This is a genomic window from Acidovorax sp. GW823-FHT01C06 (assembly GCF_058798375.1).
Genome location: NZ_JBXAKN010000003.1, coordinates 50,885 through 71,081 on the forward strand (window position 1 = coordinate 50,885; position 20,197 = coordinate 71,081).

The following is a 20,197-nucleotide window of genomic DNA, read 5'->3' on the forward strand; positions in this document are numbered from 1 at the left end:
CGCGCCTTCACCCTTCTCTCGATGCGCTGTGCGAGTCCGGGAGGGGGACGCCCCCAGCGCATGCGCTGGATACGCCGCCTTCGCGGCGGGGCGGCCCTTGCGTGGGGCACTGGTGTCGGCTGCGCCAGTTGCGCGCGCTGCGGGCAACCTGTAGCGCAATGAATCAATAACGGAGAACTCCCATGAGCGCACTTCCCATGAACAGTACCGACCCCCTTGCCTGGACCGACATCTGCGCGGTCGACGACATCCTGCCCAGCACCGGCGTCTGCGCCCTGGTGGCCAACCGCCATGTGGCGGTGTTCCGCACCGGCAGCGACCAGTTCTTCGCCATCGACAACGTGGACCCGAAGTCGGGCGCCAGCGTGCTCTCGCGCGGGCTGATCGGCAACCTGGGCGAGCGCGTCGTCGTCGCCTCGCCGCTGTACAAGAACCATTTCGACCTGCGCACGGGCGAATGCCTGGAGGCGCCCGAGCATTCGGTGCGGGCGCACGGCGTGCGCGCCGAGGGTGGGCGCATCAGCATTGCAATGGCCTGAGGGCCTGCCCTTGAGGTCTCTTGAGGCCGTGTCCCGGCAACTCTTCGGGCCGGGTTGTGCGGAAGTGCATTGCATCGCGTTCCGCGCAGGCCCCTGGAGGCTTGGCGGGTGCGCGGCAGGTTCTGGGGTTAGCATTCCCTCGTATCGATTTTCTGGAGTTCCCGCATGCCCGACCAGGCCGCGTCCCTGACCGTTTCGACCCTTGTGCTGCGCTCGCGCCAGCTGGAGATCGACGCGGTGCGCCACCTCGCCAGCCGGGCCGTTCTGGTGGACACGATCGGCCAGCTGATAGAAGGTCTGCAGCGCGAGCGCGGCGCATCGGGCGCCTACCTGGCGTCCAATGCCCAGCGTTTTGCCGACATGCGCAGCCGGATCATCCAGGAGGTGCTGCCACTGGAGGCGCGACTGCGCCAGGAATTTGCCCAGCATGTGGAACCCGAACAGGGCGCGACGGCCAAGGCCTTGTCGCTCATGGCGTGGGCCCTCCTGGGGCTTGATTCTCTGCCCGCGCTGCGCAGCCAGATCGACAAGCAGGCGATGACCGCACACGACTCGATCGCTGCGTTCAGCCACCTGATCGCGGGTCTGATCGAGCTGGTCTTCCATGTGGCCGATGCGGCGGGGCTGCCCAGCGTATCGCGCCAGCTGGTGGCTTTGCTGCACCTGGTGCAGGCGCAGGAAGAGGCGGGCCAGGAGCGCGCCATGGGCGCGCTGCTCTATGCCTCCGGCCAGGGCAGCGACGCGCACCAGCAGCGGGTGCTGCACCTCATCGACGCGCAGGAGCGCAGCTTGCGCGTGTTTTCCGAGTTTGCCGATCCGGCCCTGCGTGGACGCTGGGAGCAGCAGCAGCTTGCCCCCGGCATGGCCCAGCTGGAGCGGCTGCGGCGCACGCTGTGCGTGGTGCGCCCCGGCGCCGCCCTGGACAGCAACCTGAGCGACGCCTGGTTCGACGTGTGCACGGAGCGCATCAACGCGCTGTGGCAACTGCAGGTCGAACTGGTCCAGCGTCTGCGCGAGGACTGCGAGGCTCGCATCCTCGAAGCGCAGCAGGACCTGCAGGACTCCAGGGGCCTGCTGCGCGGCCTGCGCGACAACCCGCCGCAGCGCACGCACGCGGTGGACCGGTTCTTCGACATCGCGATTGCACCCACGTCCGTGCCGGAGGCGGCGGCCGGCACGCACGGGGCCGAATCGGCTTCGCTGCTGGAACTGCTGCAGGCCCAGTCGGCGCGCATGGCCAGCATGGAGGCCGAGCTGGAGGCGGCGCGCCGCACGCTGAACGAACGCAAGGTGATCGAGCGCGCCAAGGGGGTGCTGATGGCCCGCCTGGGCATGAACGAGGAAGTCGCCTTCCGCGTGTTGCAGAAAACCTCGATGGACCAGAACCGCCGGCTGCTCGAGGTGGCGGAGGCCACGCTGTCCCTGCCCGATCTCGCCTTTGCGCAGTCTGCGCTGTCAGGCGCCAAGTCCTCATAGATAGCGTCGCGGTGCCCCGCAACGGGGCGGGCAGGCACTGGTGACCCACTGTGGTGCCGGTGCCGCACCGAGTGGAGGCTCATTTCTTGCGATGGTCGCCGCGCATGCGCCAGAGAGGGACGGGCCACGCTCCGATGCACCATTCCATCAGGGGTATGGAACTTGCATGGAGAGAAGTGGTTGTCGGCTAAAGGCGGCTTGCCAACCCACCGTCCGTGGTCTTCCGCGGGCAAAGGAATCGCGCATCCAAGGATAACGGCGTCCCTTGCGTCTCCTCCAGATGACTGGAGGACGGCGCAGCGGACGCCGTTTTCTTTTTTCCTCCTTGCGCGTTCCGCCGGCCCGCCGTCCGGGACGCTGTCAATAGTCTCCCGTCCCAAAGGAAATTCAATGGCCTACCTTGCCCCTGCCGAGTTCGTGACCAAGATGGTCGACTCCGGTGAATCCAAGCTCCTGATGTCCACCCGCGACACGCTGATCCGCTCCTACATGGCCGGCGCCATCCTGGCGCTGGCGGCCGCGTTTGCCGTGACCGTCACGGTCAACACCGGCAACCCGCTGGTCGGCGCCATGCTGTTCCCCGTGGGCTTCATCATGCTGTACCTGATGGGTTTCGACCTGCTGACGGGCGTGTTCACGCTCGCACCGCTGGCGGTGTTCGACAAGCGCCCAGGTGCCACCTGGGCGGGCGTGCTGCGCAACTGGGGCCTGGTGTTCGTGGGCAACTTCGCGGGCGCACTGACGGTGGCGGTCTTCATGGCCATCATCTTCACCTTCGGCTTCAGCGAGGCGCCCAATGCCGTCGGCGAGAAGCTCGGCCACATCGGCGAGGGCCGCACGGTGGGCTATGCCGCCCATGGCGCTGCCGGCATGCTCACGCTGTTCGTGCGTGCCGTGATGTGCAACTGGATGGTCTCCACCGGCGTGGTCGCCGCGATGATGTCCACCACGGTCTCGGGCAAGGCTATCGGCATGTGGATGCCGGTCATGATCTTCTTCTACATGGGTTTCGAGCATTCCATCGTCAACATGTTCCTGTTTCCCACCGGCCTGATGCTGGGCGGCAAGTTCACGCTGATGGACTATCTGATCTGGAACGAGCTTCCCACGGTGCTCGGCAATCTGGTCGGAGGCCTGACCTTCGTCGGTGCTACGCTGTATTCCACGCACTACAAGACCGCGCCCAAGCGCCATGTCTGAGCTTCTCCCTGAGCGACTTCGCCGCTGCGCGCTGCGGGCATGGGGACGCCGCCAGCGCGGCGGGGCGGCCCCCGCGCGGCGGCTGGCGGGTGGGCCGCGCCGGTTGCATGGGCTGGCGGTGGCGTGCAGCGCCATGGACCGCTGATGGGCCACGGCACGGATCCGGGCGGGCTGCGCGTCACGCTGGGCCAGCACTCGCGGGCGGGGCGCAAGGGCGTCAACCAGGACTTCCATGGTGCCATGTTGCCCGGCGAGCCGCTGCGCGGCTCCAAGGGGATCGTCGTCGCCCTGGCCGATGGCATAGGGTCCAGCACGGTCAGTCAGGAGGCCAGCGCGGCCTCGGTGCGCAGTTTCCTGGACGACTACTACGCCACCTCCGACGCCTGGTCGGTGCGCCGCTCGGCCCAGCGCGTTCTGAGTGCCACCAATGCGTGGCTGCATGCACAGACCATGCGCAGCCACGCGCGTTTCGACAAGGACCGCGGCTATGTGACCACCTTCAGCGCGCTGATCCTGAAAGGCCGCGACGTCCATGTGCTGCATGTGGGGGATGCGCGCATCTATCGCCTTCACGGGCAGTCGCTCGAGCAACTGACGCAGGACCACCGTGTCCACCTGTCGTCGGCCGAATCGTTTCTGGGCCGCGCGCTTGGCACGAGTGCCCATGTCGAGATCGATTATTGCTGCCTGCCGGCCGATGTGGGGGCCCTCTACGTGCTGGCCACCGACGGTGCGTACACGCATTTCGATGCAGCCGCAGTGCATGCGGCGCTGGCGCGGTTTCCCGGGGACTTCGATCAGGCCGCGCAAGATCTCGTGGAGGGTGCGCAGGCCCGCGGCGCCGATGACGACATGACCGTGCAGATCCTGCGCATCGATGCGCTGCCCGATCCTGAAGCCCACCGCCTGCATGCGCTGCGCGAAGGCCTCGCGCTCGCGCCGCCGCTGTCGCCCAGGATGCGTTTCGAAGGCTACACCATGGTGCGCGAACTGCACGCGAGCGCGCGCAGCCACGTGCACCTCGCGGTGGACGACGCGACGGGGCAGCAGGTGGTGCTGAAGACCCCATCGACGGCGTTGCGCGATGACGCCGGCTATCTCAACAGCTTCCTGCTGGAAGAGTGGGTGGCGCGGCGTATTCATAGCCCCCATGTGCTCCGGCCACACACCAGCGACCGGCCGCGCCAGCATGTCTACGTGGCCATGGAATTCGTGGAGGGCCAGACCCTGGCGCAGTGGATGATCGACCATCCCCGCCCGGATCTCGACGCGGTGCGCAGCCTGGTGGCGCAAGTGGCGAAGGGACTGCAGGCCTTCCATGGCAAGGAGATGCTGCACCAGGACCTGCGGCCGGAGAACGTGATGATTGACCGCACGGGAACCGCCCGGATCATCGACTTCGGCTCCACGCTGGTCGCTGGCCTGGCCGAGGAAGCGCACGGCCTGGACATGGGCTCATCCATTGCCGGCACCTTGCAGTACACCGCCCCGGAGTATTTTGCGGGCATGGGGGGCAGCGCGCGTTCCGACCTGTTCTCGCTGGCGGTGCTCACGTACCAGATGCTGTCCGGGCAGCTGCCGTATGGCCTGCAGGTGGTGCGCATCCGCTCGGCGGGTGACGTGAAACGGCTGCGGTACGTGCCGGTCCGCCACTTGCGGGCCGACCTGCCGGATTGGCTGGATGCCGTGCTGCAGAAGGCCTTGCACCCCGATCCGGCCAGGCGCCAGGAGGCGGTGTCGGAGTTCATCCACGACCTGCAGTCCCCAGGGCTGCGGTTCCAGCGCCGCAGGGCGGCACCGCTGGTGGAGCGCAATCCGGTCGTTTTCTGGCAGACCGCCACGCTGGTGCTGGCGCTGGCCGTGCTCTTGCTGGCCGGGTTGCGTGTTTTTGGGCGCTGAGCGGCTTGGCTGCTCGCTGCGGCAAGATGTGGCGGAACCCACATGGTGATGCCGCGACCGCATGCCACCATGCGGTGGCGCAAAGCCGCCTGGGGCGTTGCAATAGGCGCTCTCAGGTCGCGGCTTCCAGGCCGTGGGCGAAATGGGCCTGCATGGCGCGGGCCGTGGCCTGGGCATCGCGCGCCACCATCGCCGCCAGGATGGCGCGGTGCTCGTTCAGCGAGTCCTCGATCCGCCCCTGCTTGAGCAGCGAGTTGTGGCGGTTGAGCTTCATCACCTTGCGCAGGTCGGCCACCATCTGGCTGCGCCAGCGGTTGTCGGCCAGCTCCAGCAGCAGCATGTGAAAACGCTCGTTCACGGCAAAGAACCGTTCACGTTCGCCGGCGGCCGCCTCCAGTTCGGCATGCAGGTCCTGCAGCGCCTGGAGTTGCGCCGCGGTGGCGGTGGCGGCCACCACGCCGGCCGCGTCGCTCTCCAGCAGGCTCAGCAGGTGGTAGACATCGCGCAGGTCCTTCTCGGACATTTCGGTCACATAGGCGCCACGGCGCACCTTCATCGTGACCAGGCCTTCGGCCGCCAGCACCTTGAGCGCCTCGCGCAGGGGGGTGCGGCTGATGCCGAATTCCTCGGCGATCTTGAGTTCGTCGATCCAGCTGCCGGGCTCCAGCTCACGGCGGAAGATGCGCTGGCGCAATTGCTCGGCGACTTCTTCGTAGAGGGCACGCGGCGTGAGGGTAAGGGCAGACATGGGGCGGATTGTAAGCTCAGAGGAATATTTTGAATCAATAATTATGAATGATGTAAACTCGCCGCCACATCGGGAACCGTCCCCGCGCCGTTTTACGCCTGCAACGCCATCTTCGGAGAAGTTTTCGCCATGAGTGACACCCCCCCCAACCACACTCCCGAATTCGCCGCGTCTTCGCTCGAAGCCTGGGCCAAGGCCGCCGCCAAGTCGGCACCGGGTGGCGACGTCGGCGCCCTCAACTGGGTCACGCCCGACGGCATCACCGTCAAGCCGCTGTACACCGCGCAGGACACGGCCGGCCTGCCATACGCCAACACCTTGCCCGGCTTCGAGCCCTACCTGCGCGGCCCCCAGGCCACCATGTACGCGGTGCGCCCCTGGACCATCCGCCAGTACGCGGGCTTTTCCACCGCCGAGGAATCCAACGCCTTCTACCGCAAGGCGTTGGCCGCAGGCGGGCAGGGCGTGTCGGTGGCGTTCGACCTGGCCACGCACCGGGGCTATGACAGCGACCATCCCCGCGTGACGGGCGACGTGGGCAAGGCCGGCGTGGCCATCGACTCGGTGGAGGACATGAAGATCCTGTTCGACCAGATTCCGCTGGACAAGGTGTCGGTCTCGATGACCATGAACGGCGCCGTGCTGCCGGTGCTGGCGGGCTACGTGGTGGCGGCGGAAGAACAGGGCGTGAGCCAGGACAAGCTCTCCGGAACGATTCAGAACGACATTCTGAAAGAGTTCATGGTGCGCAACACCTACATCTACCCGCCCAAGCCTTCGATGAAGATCATTGGCGACATCATCGAGTACACGGCCAGGAACATGCCGAAGTTCAACTCGATCTCGATCAGCGGCTACCACATGCAGGAAGCTGGCGCCAACCAGGCGCTGGAGCTGGCCTTCACGCTGGCCGACGGCAAGGAATACGTGAAGACCGCCATCGCCAAGGGCATGGACGTGGACGAGTTCGCCGGCCGCCTGAGCTTCTTCTGGGCGATCGGCATGAACTTCTACCTGGAAGTGGCCAAGATGCGCGCGGCGCGCCTGCTGTGGTGCCGCATCATGAAAGAGACCGGCGCCAAGAACCCCAAGAGCCTGATGCTGCGCACGCACTGCCAGACCAGCGGCTGGAGCCTGACGGAGCAGGACCCCTACAACAACATCGTGCGCACCACCATCGAGGCCATGGCGGCCGTGTTTGGCGGCACGCAGAGCCTGCACACCAACGCGCTGGACGAGGCCATCGCGCTGCCCACCGAATTTTCCTCGCGCATCGCGCGCAACACGCAGCTCATCATCCAGGAAGAGACGCACATCACGAACGTGGTGGACCCCTGGGCCGGCAGCTACATGATGGAAAAGCTGACCCAGGACATGGCCGATGCCGCCTGGAAGATCATCGAGGAGGTCGAGGCCATGGGCGGCATGACCCAGGCCGTGGACAGCGGCTGGGCCAAGCTCAAGATCGAGGCCGCCGCCGCCGAGAAGCAGGCGCGCATCGACAGCGGCAAGGACGTGATCGTGGGTGTCAACAAGTACAGGCTGGCCAAGGAAGACCCGGTCGATATCCTGCAGATCGACAACGTCAAGGTGCGAGACGGGCAGATCGAGCGCCTGAAAAATATCCGTGCAAAACGCGATCCAGACCTTGTACAGCAAGCGCTGGATGCTCTTGCTTCCGCAGCAGAAAGCGGCGAAGGCAACCTGCTCGACCTGGCCATCAAGGCGGTGCGCCTGCGCGCCACGGTGGGCGAGGTGTCGGATGCGCTCGAGAAGGTTTTTGGGCGCCACCGCGCCGATACGCAAAAGGTGACCGGTGTGTACGCAGCAGCCTATGACTCGGCCGAAGGCTGGGACAAACTCAAGACCGAGATCAACGAATTTGCCGAAAAGGAAGGCCGCCGCCCGCGCGTGATGATCGCCAAGCTGGGCCAGGACGGCCACGACCGGGGCGCCAAGGTGGTGGCCACCGCGTTTGCCGACCTGGGCTTCGACGTGGACATGGGCCCGCTGTTCCAGACGCCCGAGGAGTGCGCGCGCCAGGCGATTGAAAACGACGTGCACGCCGTGGGCGTGAGCACGCTGGCCGCCGGCCACAAGACACTGGTGCCCGCCATCATCCAGTCCCTCAAGGACCAGGGCGCGGACGACATCATCGTGTTCGTGGGCGGGGTGATCCCGGCGCAGGACTATGAGCACCTGTACGAAGCGGGCGTGAAGGGCATCTACGGCCCGGGCACGCCGATTCCGGCCAGCGCCAAGGATGTGCTGGAGCAGATTCGCAAGGCGGTTACCGCTTGAGTTCGCCTTTTCCTTCCGAGCCTTTTCGCCATCCCATGTTTGGCTTTGAAAGCGTTGCGCAAGCAGACTTTGAGTCCATGGCCGACCTGCGTGCAGAGGCCATGCGCGAAAGCCTGGAGCGATTGGGACGCTTTGACCCCGTGCGGGTGCGGGAAAGGCTTCGCGATGCCTTTGTGCCGGCCTATATGCGGCACATCGTGGCAGGTGACGAGCGCATTGGTTACCTCACGCTGCTCCCGTATGCGGACCCCGCACGCATGAGGCTGCACCACCTGTACGTCCGACCCGGTCGCCAGGGCCGGGGCGCCGGGGCGTGGGCCCTGGAGTGGGCCAAGGCACAGGGCAGGGCGCTGGGCCAGGACATCACCCTGGGCGCCTTGCGCGGCAGTGGCGCCAACCGCTTTTACGTGCGCAATGGCTTTCAACTGGTGGAGGAGCAGGAGTTCGACCTGGAGTACCGGTGGAGCCCCGCATTCGAGAAGGCCGCCGCGAGGATGTCGCCATGAACCTCTATCCAGGTGTGCTTGGCCAGCCCGGCCCCACGCAGCGCCGCGCGATGTCCAAGGCCATCACCCTGCTCGAATCGACGCGGGCGGACCACCGCGCCCAGGCGGATGAATTGCTCACGCAGCTGCTGCCCCATACCGGCAAGGCGTTTCGCCTGGGTATCAGCGGCGTGCCCGGCGTGGGCAAGTCCACCTTCATCGAAGCGCTCGGCCTGTACCTGATCGGCCAGGGCCACCGCGTGGCCGTGCTCACCATCGACCCGTCCAGCACCGTCTCGGGCGGTTCCATCCTGGGTGACAAGACGCGCATGGAACACCTGTCGGTGCACGAGAAGGCCTACATCCGCCCCAGCCCCTCCAGCGGCACGCTGGGCGGCGTGGCAGAGAAGACGCGCGAGGCCATGCTGGTCTGCGAGGCCGCGGGCTACGACGTGGTCATCGTCGAAACCGTGGGCGTGGGCCAGAGCGAGATCGCGGTGGCGGGCATGACGGACATGTTCGTGCTCATGCAACTGCCCAACGCGGGCGACGACCTGCAGGCCATCAAGAAGGGCGTGATGGAGATTGCCGACCTGGTGGTCATCAACAAGGCAGACATCGACAAGAACGCCGCCACGCGCGCCGAGGCGCAGATCACCTCCAGCCTGCGCCTGCTCGGCATGCACGGCAACCCTGACCACGCGACGCACGGCGCGCTGTGGCAACCGCGCGTGCTGCAGATCAGCGCTCTGCTGGGGCAGGGGGTGGATGCTTTCTGGACCACCGTGGCGCTGTTTCGCGACATGCAGTCCACCAACGGCCGCCTGGCAGCGCGGCGCGAAAAACAATCGCTCGCCTGGATGTGGGAGCGCATCGACGCGGGCCTCAAGCTCGCGTTTCGCCAGCACCCGCAGGTCAGGGAGCTGCTGCCCCAGATGCAGGCCGATGTGGCCGCCGGGCGCATCGCGGCATCGACTGCAGCACGAAATCTGCTGCTGGCGCAATCCAGTACAGCGCAAGCAGCTATCAAATAAATAGTAAACAAACCACCGAATTCACCAAAGGACGACCATGCAAGACATCCTGGATCAACTGGAGAAAAAGCGTGCGCTGGCACGCCTGGGCGGCGGGCAAAAGCGCATCGATGCGCAGCACGCCAAGGGCAAGCTCACGGCGCGCGAGCGCATCGAGCTGCTGCTGGACGACGGCACGTTCGAGGAATGGGACATGTTCGTCGAGCACCGCTGCACCGACTTCGGCATGGAGGACAACAAGATCCCCGGCGACGGTGTGGTGACGGGCTACGGCATGATCAATGGCCGCCTGGTGTTCGTGTTCAGCCAGGACTTCACGGTGTTCGGCGGTGCTTTGAGCGAAACCCACGCCGAAAAGATCTGCAAGGTGATGGACCAGGCCATGAAGGTCGGCGCACCGGTCATCGGCCTCAACGACTCGGGCGGCGCGCGCATCCAGGAAGGTGTGGCGTCCCTCGGTGGCTATGCCGACGTGTTCCAGAAGAACGTGCTCGCCAGCGGCGTGATTCCTCAGATCAGCATGATCATGGGCCCGAGCGCCGGCGGCGCCGTGTACTCGCCCGCCATGACGGACTTCATCTTCATGGTCAAGGACAGCTCGTACATGTTCGTCACCGGCCCCGAAGTCGTGAAGACCGTGACGCACGAAGAAGTGACGGCCGAGGAACTGGGCGGTGCCGTGACGCACACCACCAAGAGCGGTGTGGCCGACATGGCGTTCGAGAACGACGTGGAGGCGCTGATGATGCTGCGCCGCCTGTACAACTACCTGCCGCTCAACAACCGTGAAAAAGCCCCGGTGCGCCCCAGCAACGACCCGGCCGAGCGCATGGACCGGAGCCTGGACACGCTGGTGCCCGAGAACCCCAACAAGCCCTACGACATGAAGGAGCTGATCCTCAAGACCGTGGACGACGGGGATTTCTTCGAGCTGCAGCCCGAGTACGCCAAGAACATCCTGATCGGCTTCGCCCGCATGGAAGGCCAGACCGTGGGCATCGTGGCCAACCAGCCGCTGGTGCTGGCGGGCTGCCTGGACATCAAGAGCTCCATCAAGGCCGCGCGTTTTGTGCGGTTCTGTGACGCTTTCAATATCCCCGTGGTCACGTTTGTGGACGTGCCCGGCTTCATGCCCGGTACCAGCCAGGAATACGGCGGTATCATCAAGCATGGCGCCAAGCTGCTGTACGCGTATGCCGAGTGCACCGTACCCAAGATCACCGTCATCACCCGCAAGGCCTACGGCGGTGCGTACGACGTGATGAGCTCCAAGCACCTGCGCGGCGACGTGAACCTGGCCTGGCCCAACGCCGAGATCGCGGTGATGGGCGCCAAGGGTGCCGTGGAAATCATCTTCCGCGAAGACAAGAACGACCCCGTGAAGCTGGCCGCACGCGAGGCGGAATACAAACAGCGTTTTGCCAACCCGTTTGTGGCCGGCGCACGTGGCTTTATCGACGACGTGATCCTGCCGCACGAGACACGCAAGCGCATCTGCCGGTCGCTGGTCATGCTGCGCGACAAGAAGCTGGAAAACCCATGGCGCAAGCATGGGAACATCCCGCTGTAAGCAGGGCATCGGCAGCAGGCAAATGGCACAGACCCGCGCGTTCTTCCCCTCCAGAGTGGACTCATGGCTTGTCGCCATCGGCCCGCTCGCTGCGTTGACGGCGATAACCGCAGTAGCAGGGCTTACTGGGCCGTTGGTGCTGAATTCGGGCGCCACGCCACCGGTGCTTGCGCTGGTGGCGGTCATCTTGGCCTTTGCGCTGGTACTGCCGGCGTGGGTGGCGCTTGACACCAACTACACATTCACGGCTGAGGAGTTGCTGGTTCGCAGTGGTCCGTTCCGCTGGCGCATAGCCTTGGGCGATGTATGCGAGGTCTCGCCATCGCGCAGTTGGATTTCCTCGCCCGCCCTGTCGCTGGACCGCTTATGCATTCGCTATGGAGCGGGTCGAAGCGTTTTGGTGTCGCCGCGTGAAAAGCAGCGCTTCATTGACACGTTACTTCAGCGCTGTCCTTCCGTCCTAGTTACTGGTTTTTGAAATTTCCTTTTGAGGAACTTGTTATGTTCACCAAAATCCTGATCGCCAACCGTGGCGAAATTGCCTGCCGAGTGATTGCAACGGCCAAGAAAATGGGCATCGCCACCGTCGCCGTCTACTCCGACGCCGACAAGGAAGCGCGCCACGTCAAGCTGGCCGACGAGGCCGTGCACATCGGCGCCGCGCCCTCGCGCGAGTCGTACCTGCTGGCCGACAAGATCATTGCCGCCTGCAAGCAGACCGGCGCGCAAGCCGTGCACCCCGGCTACGGCTTCCTGTCGGAGAACGAAGCCTTCGCCAAGCGCTGCGAGGACGAAGGCATTGCCTTCATCGGCCCCAAGGCGCATTCGATCGCGGCCATGGGCGACAAGATCGCCTCCAAGAAGCTGGCCAACGAGGCCAAGGTCAACACCATCCCGGGCTACAACGACGCCATCAGCGGCCCCGAGCAGGCGGTGGAAATCGCCAAGGGCATCGGCTACCCCGTGATGATCAAGGCCTCGGCCGGGGGCGGCGGAAAGGGCCTGCGCGTGGCGTTCAACGACAAGGAAGCGTTTGAAGGCTTCACCAGCTGCCAGAACGAAGCCCGCAACAGCTTTGGCGACGACCGCATCTTCATCGAGAAGTTCGTGCAGGAGCCGCGCCACATTGAGATCCAGGTGCTGGGCGACAGCCACGGCAACGTGATCTACCTGAACGAGCGCGAATGCTCCATCCAGCGGCGCCACCAGAAGGTGATTGAAGAGGCGCCGTCGCCCTTCATCAGCGATGCTACCCGCAAGGCCATGGGCGAGCAGGCGGTGCAGCTGGCCAAGGCGGTCAAGTACCAGAGCGCGGGCACGGTGGAGTTCGTGGTCGGCAAGGACCAGGACTTCTACTTCCTCGAAATGAACACCCGCCTGCAGGTGGAGCACCCGGTGACGGAATGCATCACCGGCCTGGACCTGGTGGAGCTGATGATCCGCGTGGCCGCAGGCGAGAAGCTGCCGCTCGCGCAAGCCGACGTGAAGCGCGACGGCTGGGCCATCGAGTGCCGCATCAACGCCGAGGACCCGTTCCGCAACTTCCTGCCATCGACCGGCCGCCTGGTGCGTTTTCAGCCGCCGGAGCAGAGCATGTTCCAGGGCGACACCGACAAGAAGCTGGGCGTGCGCGTGGACACAGGGGTGTATGAGGGCGGCGAGATCCCGATGTACTACGACTCGATGATCGCCAAGCTCATCGTGCACGGCACCGACCGCGACCATGCGATCGCCAAGATGCGCGCGGCGCTCAACGGCTTCGTGATCCGGGGCATCAGCAGCAACATTCCGTTCCAGGCGGCCCTGCTGGCCCACCCTAAATTCGTGACCGGCGAGTTCAACACCGGCTTCATCGCCGAACATTACGGCAAGGGCTTCCACTCCGAGGACGTGCCACACGAGGACCCGCTGTTCCTGGTGGCGCTGGCCGCTTTCATGAACCGCCGCTACCGTGCGCGCGCCTCGGGCATCAGCGGCCAGCTGGCAGGGCACGAGGTGAAGGTGGGCGAGCAGTTCGTGGTGGTCACGCTGGGGGCCGAGGGGCAGAACGAGCACCATGCGGTCTCGGTCACCGACTTCCAGGACAAGTCGGGCTCCAGCGTGGTGGCCGTGGACGGCAAGAGCTACCAGATCAGCAGCGCCGCCACGCTGGGCCAGATCCGGGTGCAAGGCCAGTGCAATGGCGCCGGGTTTACCGCGCGGGTGGAGCGCGGCGTGGGCAAGAACCCGCTGGCCCTGCGCATCGCGCACAACGGCACGCAGATCGATGCGCTCGTGCTGTCACCCCTCGGTGCACGCTTGCACAAGCTGATGCCCTTCAAGGCGCCGCCGGACCTGTCCAGGTTCCTGCTTTCGCCCATGCCCGGCCTGCTGGTGGATGTGGCGGTGCAGCCCGGCCAGAAGGTGCAGGCCGGTGAAAAACTGGCCGTGATCGAGGCCATGAAGATGGAGAACATCCTCTTTGCCGCGCAGGATGGCGTAGTGGGCAAGGTGGTGGCGGGCAAGGGCGAGTCGCTGGCGGTGGACGACGTGATCATTGAGTTCCAGTGATGCCGCCGAGCGCCCCGGTCCGCGCAACACGCTGGCCTGGCCACACACCGCGATGACCGTGGTCTTGCGTGTGCTGCTCGGGAGGGGAGGTGCCGCGCTCGAGCTGCGCCCTCCACGAATACAAACTGCGTCGATAGCTATCAATCAAGGAGCAAATCATGACGGCAAAAGACCGGCCCTTCAAAGTCCTGGGTATTCAGCAGGTCGCCATCGGCGGCACGGACAAGGCACGCATGAAGACTCTGTGGGTGGACATGCTGGGCCTCACGCAGACGGGCACGTTCCAGAGCGAGCGCGAGAACGTGGATGAAGACATCCTCGCGATGGGGCGGGGCGCCTGGAAGGTGGAGGTGGACATCATGCAGCCGCTGGACATCGACAAGAAGCCCGCCGTGCACACCACGCCGCTCAACCACATCGGCCTGTGGATCGACGACCTGCCCATGGCGGTCGAATGGCTCACTGCCAAAGGCGTGCGCTTTGCGCCCGGCGGCATCCGCAAGGGCGCTGCGGGCTATGACATCACCTTCCTGCACCCCAAGAGCAACGACGAGTTTCCGATCGCTGGCGAAGGCGTTCTGATCGAGCTGGTGCAGGCGCCGGCCGAGGTGATCGCGGCGCTGGGCTGAACAACGGCTGGCTGCCGATGGTGCGGGGGCGACGGCATGCGCCAACGTCGCCCATCGTCAGGCGCCCCTGGGCCACGCGGGGCGGCAGATGGGCACAGATAGCGCCGCGTTGCGGTTGCATCGCGATGGTCGCGTTCCACCACGCGCCAACCTGCCGTCAAATGCGCTGAAAATCCCGTGTTCTGCACACAAAAAAACAAGGACTTGGGGGCTGTTGGCGACGTACTTTTGTTGGCACTTTTTGTGACCCTTCGGCGTGCGTTTGTGCCTTTTTCTCCTCCAGAATCCGCCCACGTCGCCGCGCACCGGCCGGACCACCTCCTGGCCCAGGCCGCGCGCGCTGTGTAACCCCTGCCGATGGCGACCCCGTGCCGCCATGGAGCAGATGACTTGAAGGGAACCGATCGCCATGACTTCCATGACCTCCGCCACCGCGGCCACCCAGACCGTTCAGCTGCATCGCCGGCCCGCGCCGCCAGCGCCGCAAGGCCCCTGGAGCGTGGACGCCATCCAGGCGCTGCTCGACAGGCCGCTGATGGACCTTCTTTTCGAAGCGCAGACGGTGCATCGCCAGCACTGGCCCGAGGGAGACATCGAACTGGCCACGCTGCTGTCGGTGAAGACCGGAGGCTGCCCCGAGAACTGTGGCTACTGCCCGCAGGCCGCCGAGTTCGACACCGGTGTGAAGGCCGACAAGCTGATGGAGGTGGACGAGGTGGTGCGGGCTGCCCAGGCCGCGAAGGACGCCGGCGCCACGCGGTTCTGCATGGGTGCGGCATGGCGCGCCCCGAAGGACCGGGACATCGAGAAGGTCAGCGCCCTGATCGGCGCCGTGAAGGGCCTGGGCCTGCAGACCTGCGCCACGCTGGGCATGCTCGAATCGCACCAGGCGCAGGCGCTCAAGGATGCGGGCCTGGACTACTACAACCACAACCTCGACACCGCGCCCGAGTACTACACCGACGTGGTCAGCACCCGCGCCTACCAGGATCGGCTCGACACCCTGCAGCACGTGCGCAGCGCGGGCATCAGCGTGTGCTGCGGCGGCATCGTGGGCATGGGCGAGGCGCCCGTGCACCGCGCGGGGCTCATCGCGCAGCTGGCCAACCTCAGCCCGTACCCCGAGTCCGTGCCCATCAACAGCCTGGTTCGCGTGCCGGGCACGCCGCTGGCCGACAGCGAGCCCATCGACCCGCTGGACTTCGTGCGCATGATCGCCGTCGCCCGCATCACCATGCCCAAGGCCCGCGTGCGCCTGTCCGCGGGGCGCCAGCAGATGGGCGAAGCCGTGCAGGCACTGTGTTTCCTGGCCGGGGCCAATTCGATCTTCTATGGCGACAAGCTGCTGGTGACGGGCAACCCGGATGTGGATGCCGACGTGCGGCTGCTCGCCAAGCTGGGACTGGACGGCCACCGGACGGCGGCGATGGCAGCGCAGGAGGACGGTGGCAGCGTGCAATCTCCTTGCCACCACCCGCATGAAGAGGGCATCTGCGGCTAGGCGCCCTGGCCGCCTGGCACCAGGCGGTCTTCCTCGGTCAGGTCGCTGGCCATGCGGTCGATCTGGGCCTGCAGCGCGTGCTCTCCGTCGGCGAAACGCTGGGCAATGCGCCGGAACTCCTCGGAGAGCGACAGGAAGGCGTCCACCATGTCGGGATCGAAGTGGCTGCCCCGGCCGTCGCGGATGATCTCGACCGCGTGCTCGTGGGAGTAGGCGGGCTTGTAGACCCGCTCGGAGATGAGCGCGTCATACACGTCGGCCACCGCCATCAGCCGTGCCGACAGGGGAATGGTGTTGCCCACCAGCCCCTCGGGATAGCCTGAGCCGTCCCACTTTTCCTGGTGGCTGTAGGCGATCTCCTTGGCGTAGCGGAAGAAGGGGTTGTCCTGCGTGGTTTCGCTTTCGGCCGCCACGATGGCGTCGCGCCCCAGCGTGGTGTGGGTCTTCATGATCTCGAATTCTTCGGGCGTGAGCTTGCCCGGCTTGAGCAGGATGCGGTCGGGTATGCCCACCTTGCCGATGTCGTGCAGGGGGGCGGACTTGAAGATCACCTCGATGGCATCCTCCGTGAGCTCATCGCGAAAGCGCGGGTGGTTTTGCAGCTTGCGGGCCAGCGCTTCCACATAGTGTTGCGTGCGCCGGATGTGGTTGCCTGTCTCGTTGTCGCGCGTTTCCGCCAGCGATGCCATGGCACGGATGGTGGCGTCCTGCAGTTCGGCCAGGGCACGCGTGCGGTTGGCCACCTCCTGCTCCAGAAAGTGGTTGTGGTGGGCCAGCAGGTCCCGCGCGCGCTTGAGCTGCAGATGGTTGCGCACCCGGGCCATGGTGATGGCGGGGTTGACGGGCTTGGTGATGTAGTCCACGGCGCCCAGCTCCAGTCCCACCGTCTCGTCGTCGGTGGCGCTCATGGCCGTGAGGAAAATCACCGGAATGGCCTCGGTGTCGGGGTTGAACTGCAGGCGCCGCAGCACCTCGTAGCCGTCCATGTCCGGCATCATGATGTCCAGCAGGATCAGGTCGGGTTTTTCGGCCGCCACGATCTGCAGCGCGCGCTCGCCGCTGGGGGCCAGCTTGACCTTGTAGTCCGGCCGCAGGAGGTCGCTCATCAAGGAGAGATTGCCGGGCGTGTCATCCACCACCAGCACCGTGCATTTGCCGCCGCTTGATTCCAATGGACTATTCATGAACTGGGTCCTCCGTGTGTCGTGCGTCGGGAATCCACGCCTGGCGCAGCACCGCGAGTGCGTCGGCGAAGAGATAGTTCTCCAGCAGCCGCTTCATGTCGGCATAGGCGGCGGGCCCCAGCCGGGCCTGCAGGCTGGGGCCGGAGTCCCTGAACAGCTCCACGGCTTCCGAGTCGCTGTCCGCCAGCAAGGCGTCCAGGCGTGCCAGGAGGTCGCGGGCGTGCGCCGCATCCATGAGCGCGTGTGGTGACCCAGGGGGCGCGGCGGCCGCGCTGGTGGCGGCGTCGGGCTCGGGAGGCAGGGCTTCCTGCAGGGCCGTCACCAGCGCCTGGCAGGCAGCTTCCACCGGCTGCAGCAGGGCCTCCAGGGGGCCGGCCTGCGCGTTCTGAGCGATGGCCTGTTCCGCGGCATGCGCCAGTTCGGCCAGGCCCACCGCGCCAATGGTGCCTGCCGAGCCTTTCAGCGTGTGCATGGCGCGCCGAGCCGCCTGCGGCTGGCCTTCCGCCAGATGGGCGCGCGTCTCCGGCACGGCGTGGGCCTGGCCGACCACGAACTTGCGCAGCAGGCTTTCGTAGGCGGCGCGTTTGCCCAGCACCCGCCGCAACCCGGCGGCCGTATGGAGGCCTTCGATGTGTGCCAGGGGGTCGGCTGCCGGCGCCATTGCCGCGGCGGGCGCATCCGCCGTGGGCCGCGCTGCAAGCGCTGCATCGCCGGTGCCCCCCGTGTGGGGCAGTGCAATCCACTGCCGCAGCGCGGCAAACAGGGCCTCCGGGTCGATGGGCTTGGCGATGTGGCCGTTCATGCCGGCGTTCAGGCACTGTTCGCGGTCGCCACTCATTGCGTTGGCCGTCATCGCCAGCACGGGCAGGCGCGCCCAGGCTGGGTTCTCACGCAGCCGGCGGGTGGCCGTGAGGCCGTCCATCACCGGCATCTGCATGTCCATGAGCACGATGTCGTAGGCGCCGCGGGCCAGCATGTCGAGCGCTTCCTGGCCGTTGGCGGCCGCATCCACCACCAGCCCGGCACTGGCCAGCAGTTCGCGGCCCACCTGCTGGTTCAGGTCGTTGTCATCCACCAGCAGCACGCGCGCACCCCGGATCGAGTCCAGGCCTGCGCCCCGCGCCGGGGGCGGCAGGCGCCGCGCTTCGTCCACCCGTTGTGTTCCGCCCAATGCCCGCATGGCGGCATCGAACAGCTGTGATGGGTTCACCGGCTTGGTCAGCATCAGCCCGACGCCCGTGCGGGTGAGTTCGTCCAGCACATCGTCGCGGCCATGCGCGGTGACGATGACGGGGCGGGGAGGGTGGGGCAGCCGTGCGAGCTGGCGGGCGGTTTCGAACCCGTCCATGCCGGGCATTTTCCAGTCGAGAAAGGCGATTTCACAGGGCCGCCCAGCCTCGCCGGCGGCGCGTGCCAGTTCCACGGCCTGGGCCCCTGAGCTGGCGAGCGTCACCGAAAAACTCATGCTGGACAGCAGCTCCGCGAGGATCTGCCGCGCCTGTTCGCTGTCGTCCACCACCAGCACCCGGCGCCCACGCAGGTCGGGCTCCGGCAGCAGCGGGCGCTGGGTGGAGTCTCCCAGGCCGAGCCGCGCCGTGAACCAGAACGTGCTCCCCCGGCCGGGCAGGCTTTGCACCCCCACGTCCCCGCCCATCAGGCCGGCCAGCTTCTTGGAGATGGCCAGCCCCAGCCCGGTACCGCCGTACTTTCGCGTGGTGGAAGTGTCGGCCTGCTCGAAAGAGCGAAACAGCCTTGATTGCTGTTCCTCGGTGAGGCCAATGCCGGTGTCCTGCACCTCGAAGCGCAGCAGCACGCCCTGGGCATCCCGCGCCGCCTCGCGGACCCGCACGATGATCTCGCCCTCGTCCGTGAACTTGACCGCATTGTTGGCGTAGTTGACGAGGATCTGCCCCAGCCGCAGCGGATCTCCCCGCAGGTCGGCGGGCAGGTGCGAGTCCACATCGAACATCAGCTCCAGGCCCTTGGCGGCGCATTTGTCGCTCAGCAGGTTGGCCACGTTGTCGAGCACGCCATGCAGGTCGAAATCCACCACCTCGACCTCGAGCTTGCCCGCCTCGATCTTGCTGAAATCCAGGATGTCGTTGATCAGGCCCAGCAGGTGCTGGCCCGACCGCTGGATCTTCTCGATGTAGTCGCGCTGGCGTGCGGTCAGCTCCGTTCCCAGGGCCAGATGGCTCATGCCGATCACGGCGTTCATGGGCGTGCGGATCTCATGGCTCATGTTGGCCAGGAAGTCGGATTTCATGCGCGATGCATCCTCGGCCTTGGCCTGGGCCACCACCAGTTCATCTTCGTGTTCCCGCAATGCCGCGTTGACCTGCTGCAGCTGCTCCGTGCGCTGGGCCACGCGGGCTTCCAGCGCCTCCTCGTTGCGCCTGAGGGCGTCCACCAGTTCGTCTTGTGCTGCGAGGGCGAGGGATCTGGCCTTTTCGCGCTTGAGAAACTGCCGGGCCATCGCGAACGCGAGCAGGAAGGTCAGGATGGCCTGGAATGCCGTCAACCCGGTGGTCAGCAGTGTCTGGCGCTTCACTTCCGCATTGCGCCGGTCGCCCAGCAGGGCCGAGATGCGCGATGCCTGCAGCGACAGTTCCTGGATGATGTCGCGAAGCCTGTTCAGCTCCACCCGCAAGAGCTTCATGTTCGCGTGGCGGGAGGCCGCGTCGACACTCTGTCCAAAATGGCTGTCTCCCGCGGCGACAAAGTTCTGCAATGCGTCGAGGGCGTTGCCGTAGATGGGCTCTCCCTGCATCAGGGTGCGGGCGGTACCGCTCTCCAGTGCGCTGAAACGGCTCAGGAACAGGTCGTAGCGCAGCTCCAGGCGGTCGGGGGGCATGCTGGCGGGATCGATCTCGAACTGGTGCAGCGCGTGGTCGAGCTTCTCGTATTCGACACTGAGCTGCAGGAACGACCACAGCGCGTTGACGTCACCCCGGCGCATGACCGCTTCCACGCTGCGGTACTGGTGGTACTGCACGCCGGCGATCGCCACATACGCCACCACCAGGCCCGCAATGATCAGCCGCAGAAGGTGTTTGCTGCGCAGCATGGCGTGGTGCTGGG

At 66.1% G+C, this 20,197-nt stretch carries 15 protein-coding genes; 12 read left to right on the plus strand and 3 right to left on the minus strand.

Going from position 1 to position 20,197, the window contains the following annotated elements; translation table 11 throughout:
* Positions 1-182 precede the first annotated feature (182 nt).
* From nirD to AC1RCS_RS08435, 4 genes are all read left to right on the plus strand, one after another.
* Complete coding sequence (nirD, locus tag AC1RCS_RS08420; RefSeq protein WP_369642344.1) at positions 183-539, plus strand: nitrite reductase small subunit NirD; 357 nt, start codon at positions 183-185, stop codon at positions 537-539.
* A gap of 165 nt (positions 540-704) precedes the next feature.
* Positions 705-2,015, plus strand: a complete 1,311-nt coding sequence (locus AC1RCS_RS08425) for a nitrate regulatory protein (protein ID WP_218297534.1) — start codon at positions 705-707, stop codon at positions 2,013-2,015.
* Between the two features lie 390 nt (positions 2,016-2,405).
* Positions 2,406-3,215: a formate/nitrite transporter family protein gene (locus AC1RCS_RS08430; RefSeq protein WP_369642346.1), complete on the plus strand. Its 810-nt coding sequence runs from the start codon at positions 2,406-2,408 to the stop codon at positions 3,213-3,215.
* 144 nt (positions 3,216-3,359) lie between these two features.
* Entirely contained in the window at positions 3,360-5,114 is a 1,755-nt protein-coding gene (locus tag AC1RCS_RS08435) for a bifunctional protein-serine/threonine kinase/phosphatase (RefSeq protein WP_492245977.1), read from the plus strand.
* Positions 5,115-5,226: 112 nt separating this feature from the next.
* On the opposite strand, the gene AC1RCS_RS08440 is transcribed toward AC1RCS_RS08435, so the two are convergent.
* Positions 5,227-5,862 carry a GntR family transcriptional regulator gene (locus tag AC1RCS_RS08440; RefSeq protein WP_218338561.1) on the minus strand — a complete coding sequence of 212 codons (636 nt, stop codon included), beginning with the start codon at positions 5,860-5,862 and terminating at the stop codon, positions 5,227-5,229.
* Between the two features lie 129 nt (positions 5,863-5,991).
* Between AC1RCS_RS08440 and scpA the strand changes: the two genes are divergently transcribed.
* From scpA to bioB, 8 genes are all read left to right on the plus strand, one after another.
* Positions 5,992-8,163: a methylmalonyl-CoA mutase gene (gene scpA / locus AC1RCS_RS08445; protein WP_492245976.1), complete on the plus strand. Its 2,172-nt coding sequence runs from the start codon at positions 5,992-5,994 to the stop codon at positions 8,161-8,163.
* A 77-nt stretch (positions 8,164-8,240) separates the two neighbouring features.
* Complete coding sequence (locus tag AC1RCS_RS08450) at positions 8,241-8,669, plus strand: GNAT family N-acetyltransferase (protein ID WP_218294992.1); 429 nt, start codon at positions 8,241-8,243, stop codon at positions 8,667-8,669.
* On the plus strand, positions 8,666-9,682 hold the full coding sequence (gene meaB, locus AC1RCS_RS08455; RefSeq protein WP_218294993.1) for a methylmalonyl Co-A mutase-associated GTPase MeaB: 1,017 nt from the start codon (positions 8,666-8,668) through the stop codon (positions 9,680-9,682). The genes AC1RCS_RS08450 and meaB overlap by 4 nt, the downstream gene beginning before the upstream one ends.
* A gap of 37 nt (positions 9,683-9,719) precedes the next feature.
* Complete coding sequence (locus tag AC1RCS_RS08460; protein WP_492245975.1) at positions 9,720-11,252, plus strand: acyl-CoA carboxylase subunit beta; 1,533 nt, start codon at positions 9,720-9,722, stop codon at positions 11,250-11,252.
* Between the two features lie 22 nt (positions 11,253-11,274).
* Positions 11,275-11,730 carry a PH domain-containing protein gene (locus AC1RCS_RS08465; protein WP_218294994.1) on the plus strand — a complete coding sequence of 152 codons (456 nt, stop codon included), beginning with the start codon at positions 11,275-11,277 and terminating at the stop codon, positions 11,728-11,730.
* 23 nt (positions 11,731-11,753) lie between these two features.
* A complete protein-coding gene (locus AC1RCS_RS08470) occupies positions 11,754-13,802 on the plus strand; it encodes an acetyl-CoA carboxylase biotin carboxylase subunit (protein ID WP_492245974.1) in 2,049 nt (682 codons plus the stop codon).
* 158 nt (positions 13,803-13,960) lie between these two features.
* Positions 13,961-14,431, plus strand: coding sequence for a VOC family protein (locus tag AC1RCS_RS08475; protein ID WP_492245973.1), 471 nt, complete (start codon positions 13,961-13,963; stop codon positions 14,429-14,431).
* Between the two features lie 409 nt (positions 14,432-14,840).
* Complete coding sequence (gene bioB / locus AC1RCS_RS08480; RefSeq protein ID WP_492245972.1) at positions 14,841-15,932, plus strand: biotin synthase BioB; 1,092 nt, start codon at positions 14,841-14,843, stop codon at positions 15,930-15,932.
* On the opposite strand, the gene AC1RCS_RS08485 is transcribed toward bioB, so the two are convergent.
* Together AC1RCS_RS08485 and AC1RCS_RS08490 are read right to left on the minus strand one after the other, a co-directional pair.
* On the minus strand, positions 15,929-17,116 hold the full coding sequence (locus AC1RCS_RS08485) for a response regulator (RefSeq protein ID WP_218294998.1): 1,188 nt from the start codon (positions 17,114-17,116) through the stop codon (positions 15,929-15,931). The genes bioB and AC1RCS_RS08485 overlap by 4 nt on opposite strands.
* The gene (locus AC1RCS_RS08490; protein WP_492245971.1) at positions 17,109-20,183 is read right to left on the minus strand and encodes a hybrid sensor histidine kinase/response regulator; all 3,075 of its coding nucleotides are present in this window, start codon (positions 20,181-20,183) and stop codon (positions 17,109-17,111) included. The genes AC1RCS_RS08485 and AC1RCS_RS08490 overlap by 8 nt, the downstream gene beginning before the upstream one ends.
* Between the last annotated feature and the right edge of the window lie 14 nt (positions 20,184-20,197).

What these genes read in the sequence shown, in the direction of transcription:
- nirD (WP_369642344.1), top strand. Translation starts at nt 183, where the DNA reads ATGAGCGCACTTCCCATGAACAGTACCGACCCCCTTGCCTGGACCGAC.
- AC1RCS_RS08425 (WP_218297534.1), top strand. Translation starts at nt 705, where the DNA reads ATGCCCGACCAGGCCGCGTCCCTGACCGTTTCGACCCTTGTGCTGCGC.
- AC1RCS_RS08430 (WP_369642346.1), top strand. Translation starts at nt 2,406, where the DNA reads ATGGCCTACCTTGCCCCTGCCGAGTTCGTGACCAAGATGGTCGACTCC.
- AC1RCS_RS08435 (WP_492245977.1), top strand. Translation starts at nt 3,360, where the DNA reads ATGGGCCACGGCACGGATCCGGGCGGGCTGCGCGTCACGCTGGGCCAG.
- AC1RCS_RS08440 (WP_218338561.1), bottom strand. Translation starts at nt 5,862, where the DNA reads ATGTCTGCCCTTACCCTCACGCCGCGTGCCCTCTACGAAGAAGTCGCC.
- scpA (WP_492245976.1), top strand. Translation starts at nt 5,992, where the DNA reads ATGAGTGACACCCCCCCCAACCACACTCCCGAATTCGCCGCGTCTTCG.
- AC1RCS_RS08450 (WP_218294992.1), top strand. Translation starts at nt 8,241, where the DNA reads ATGGCCGACCTGCGTGCAGAGGCCATGCGCGAAAGCCTGGAGCGATTG.
- meaB (WP_218294993.1), top strand. Translation starts at nt 8,666, where the DNA reads ATGAACCTCTATCCAGGTGTGCTTGGCCAGCCCGGCCCCACGCAGCGC.
- AC1RCS_RS08460 (WP_492245975.1), top strand. Translation starts at nt 9,720, where the DNA reads ATGCAAGACATCCTGGATCAACTGGAGAAAAAGCGTGCGCTGGCACGC.
- AC1RCS_RS08465 (WP_218294994.1), top strand. Translation starts at nt 11,275, where the DNA reads ATGGCACAGACCCGCGCGTTCTTCCCCTCCAGAGTGGACTCATGGCTT.
- AC1RCS_RS08470 (WP_492245974.1), top strand. Translation starts at nt 11,754, where the DNA reads ATGTTCACCAAAATCCTGATCGCCAACCGTGGCGAAATTGCCTGCCGA.
- AC1RCS_RS08475 (WP_492245973.1), top strand. Translation starts at nt 13,961, where the DNA reads ATGACGGCAAAAGACCGGCCCTTCAAAGTCCTGGGTATTCAGCAGGTC.
- bioB (WP_492245972.1), top strand. Translation starts at nt 14,841, where the DNA reads ATGACTTCCATGACCTCCGCCACCGCGGCCACCCAGACCGTTCAGCTG.
- AC1RCS_RS08485 (WP_218294998.1), bottom strand. Translation starts at nt 17,116, where the DNA reads ATGAATAGTCCATTGGAATCAAGCGGCGGCAAATGCACGGTGCTGGTG.
- AC1RCS_RS08490 (WP_492245971.1), bottom strand. Translation starts at nt 20,183, where the DNA reads ATGCTGCGCAGCAAACACCTTCTGCGGCTGATCATTGCGGGCCTGGTG.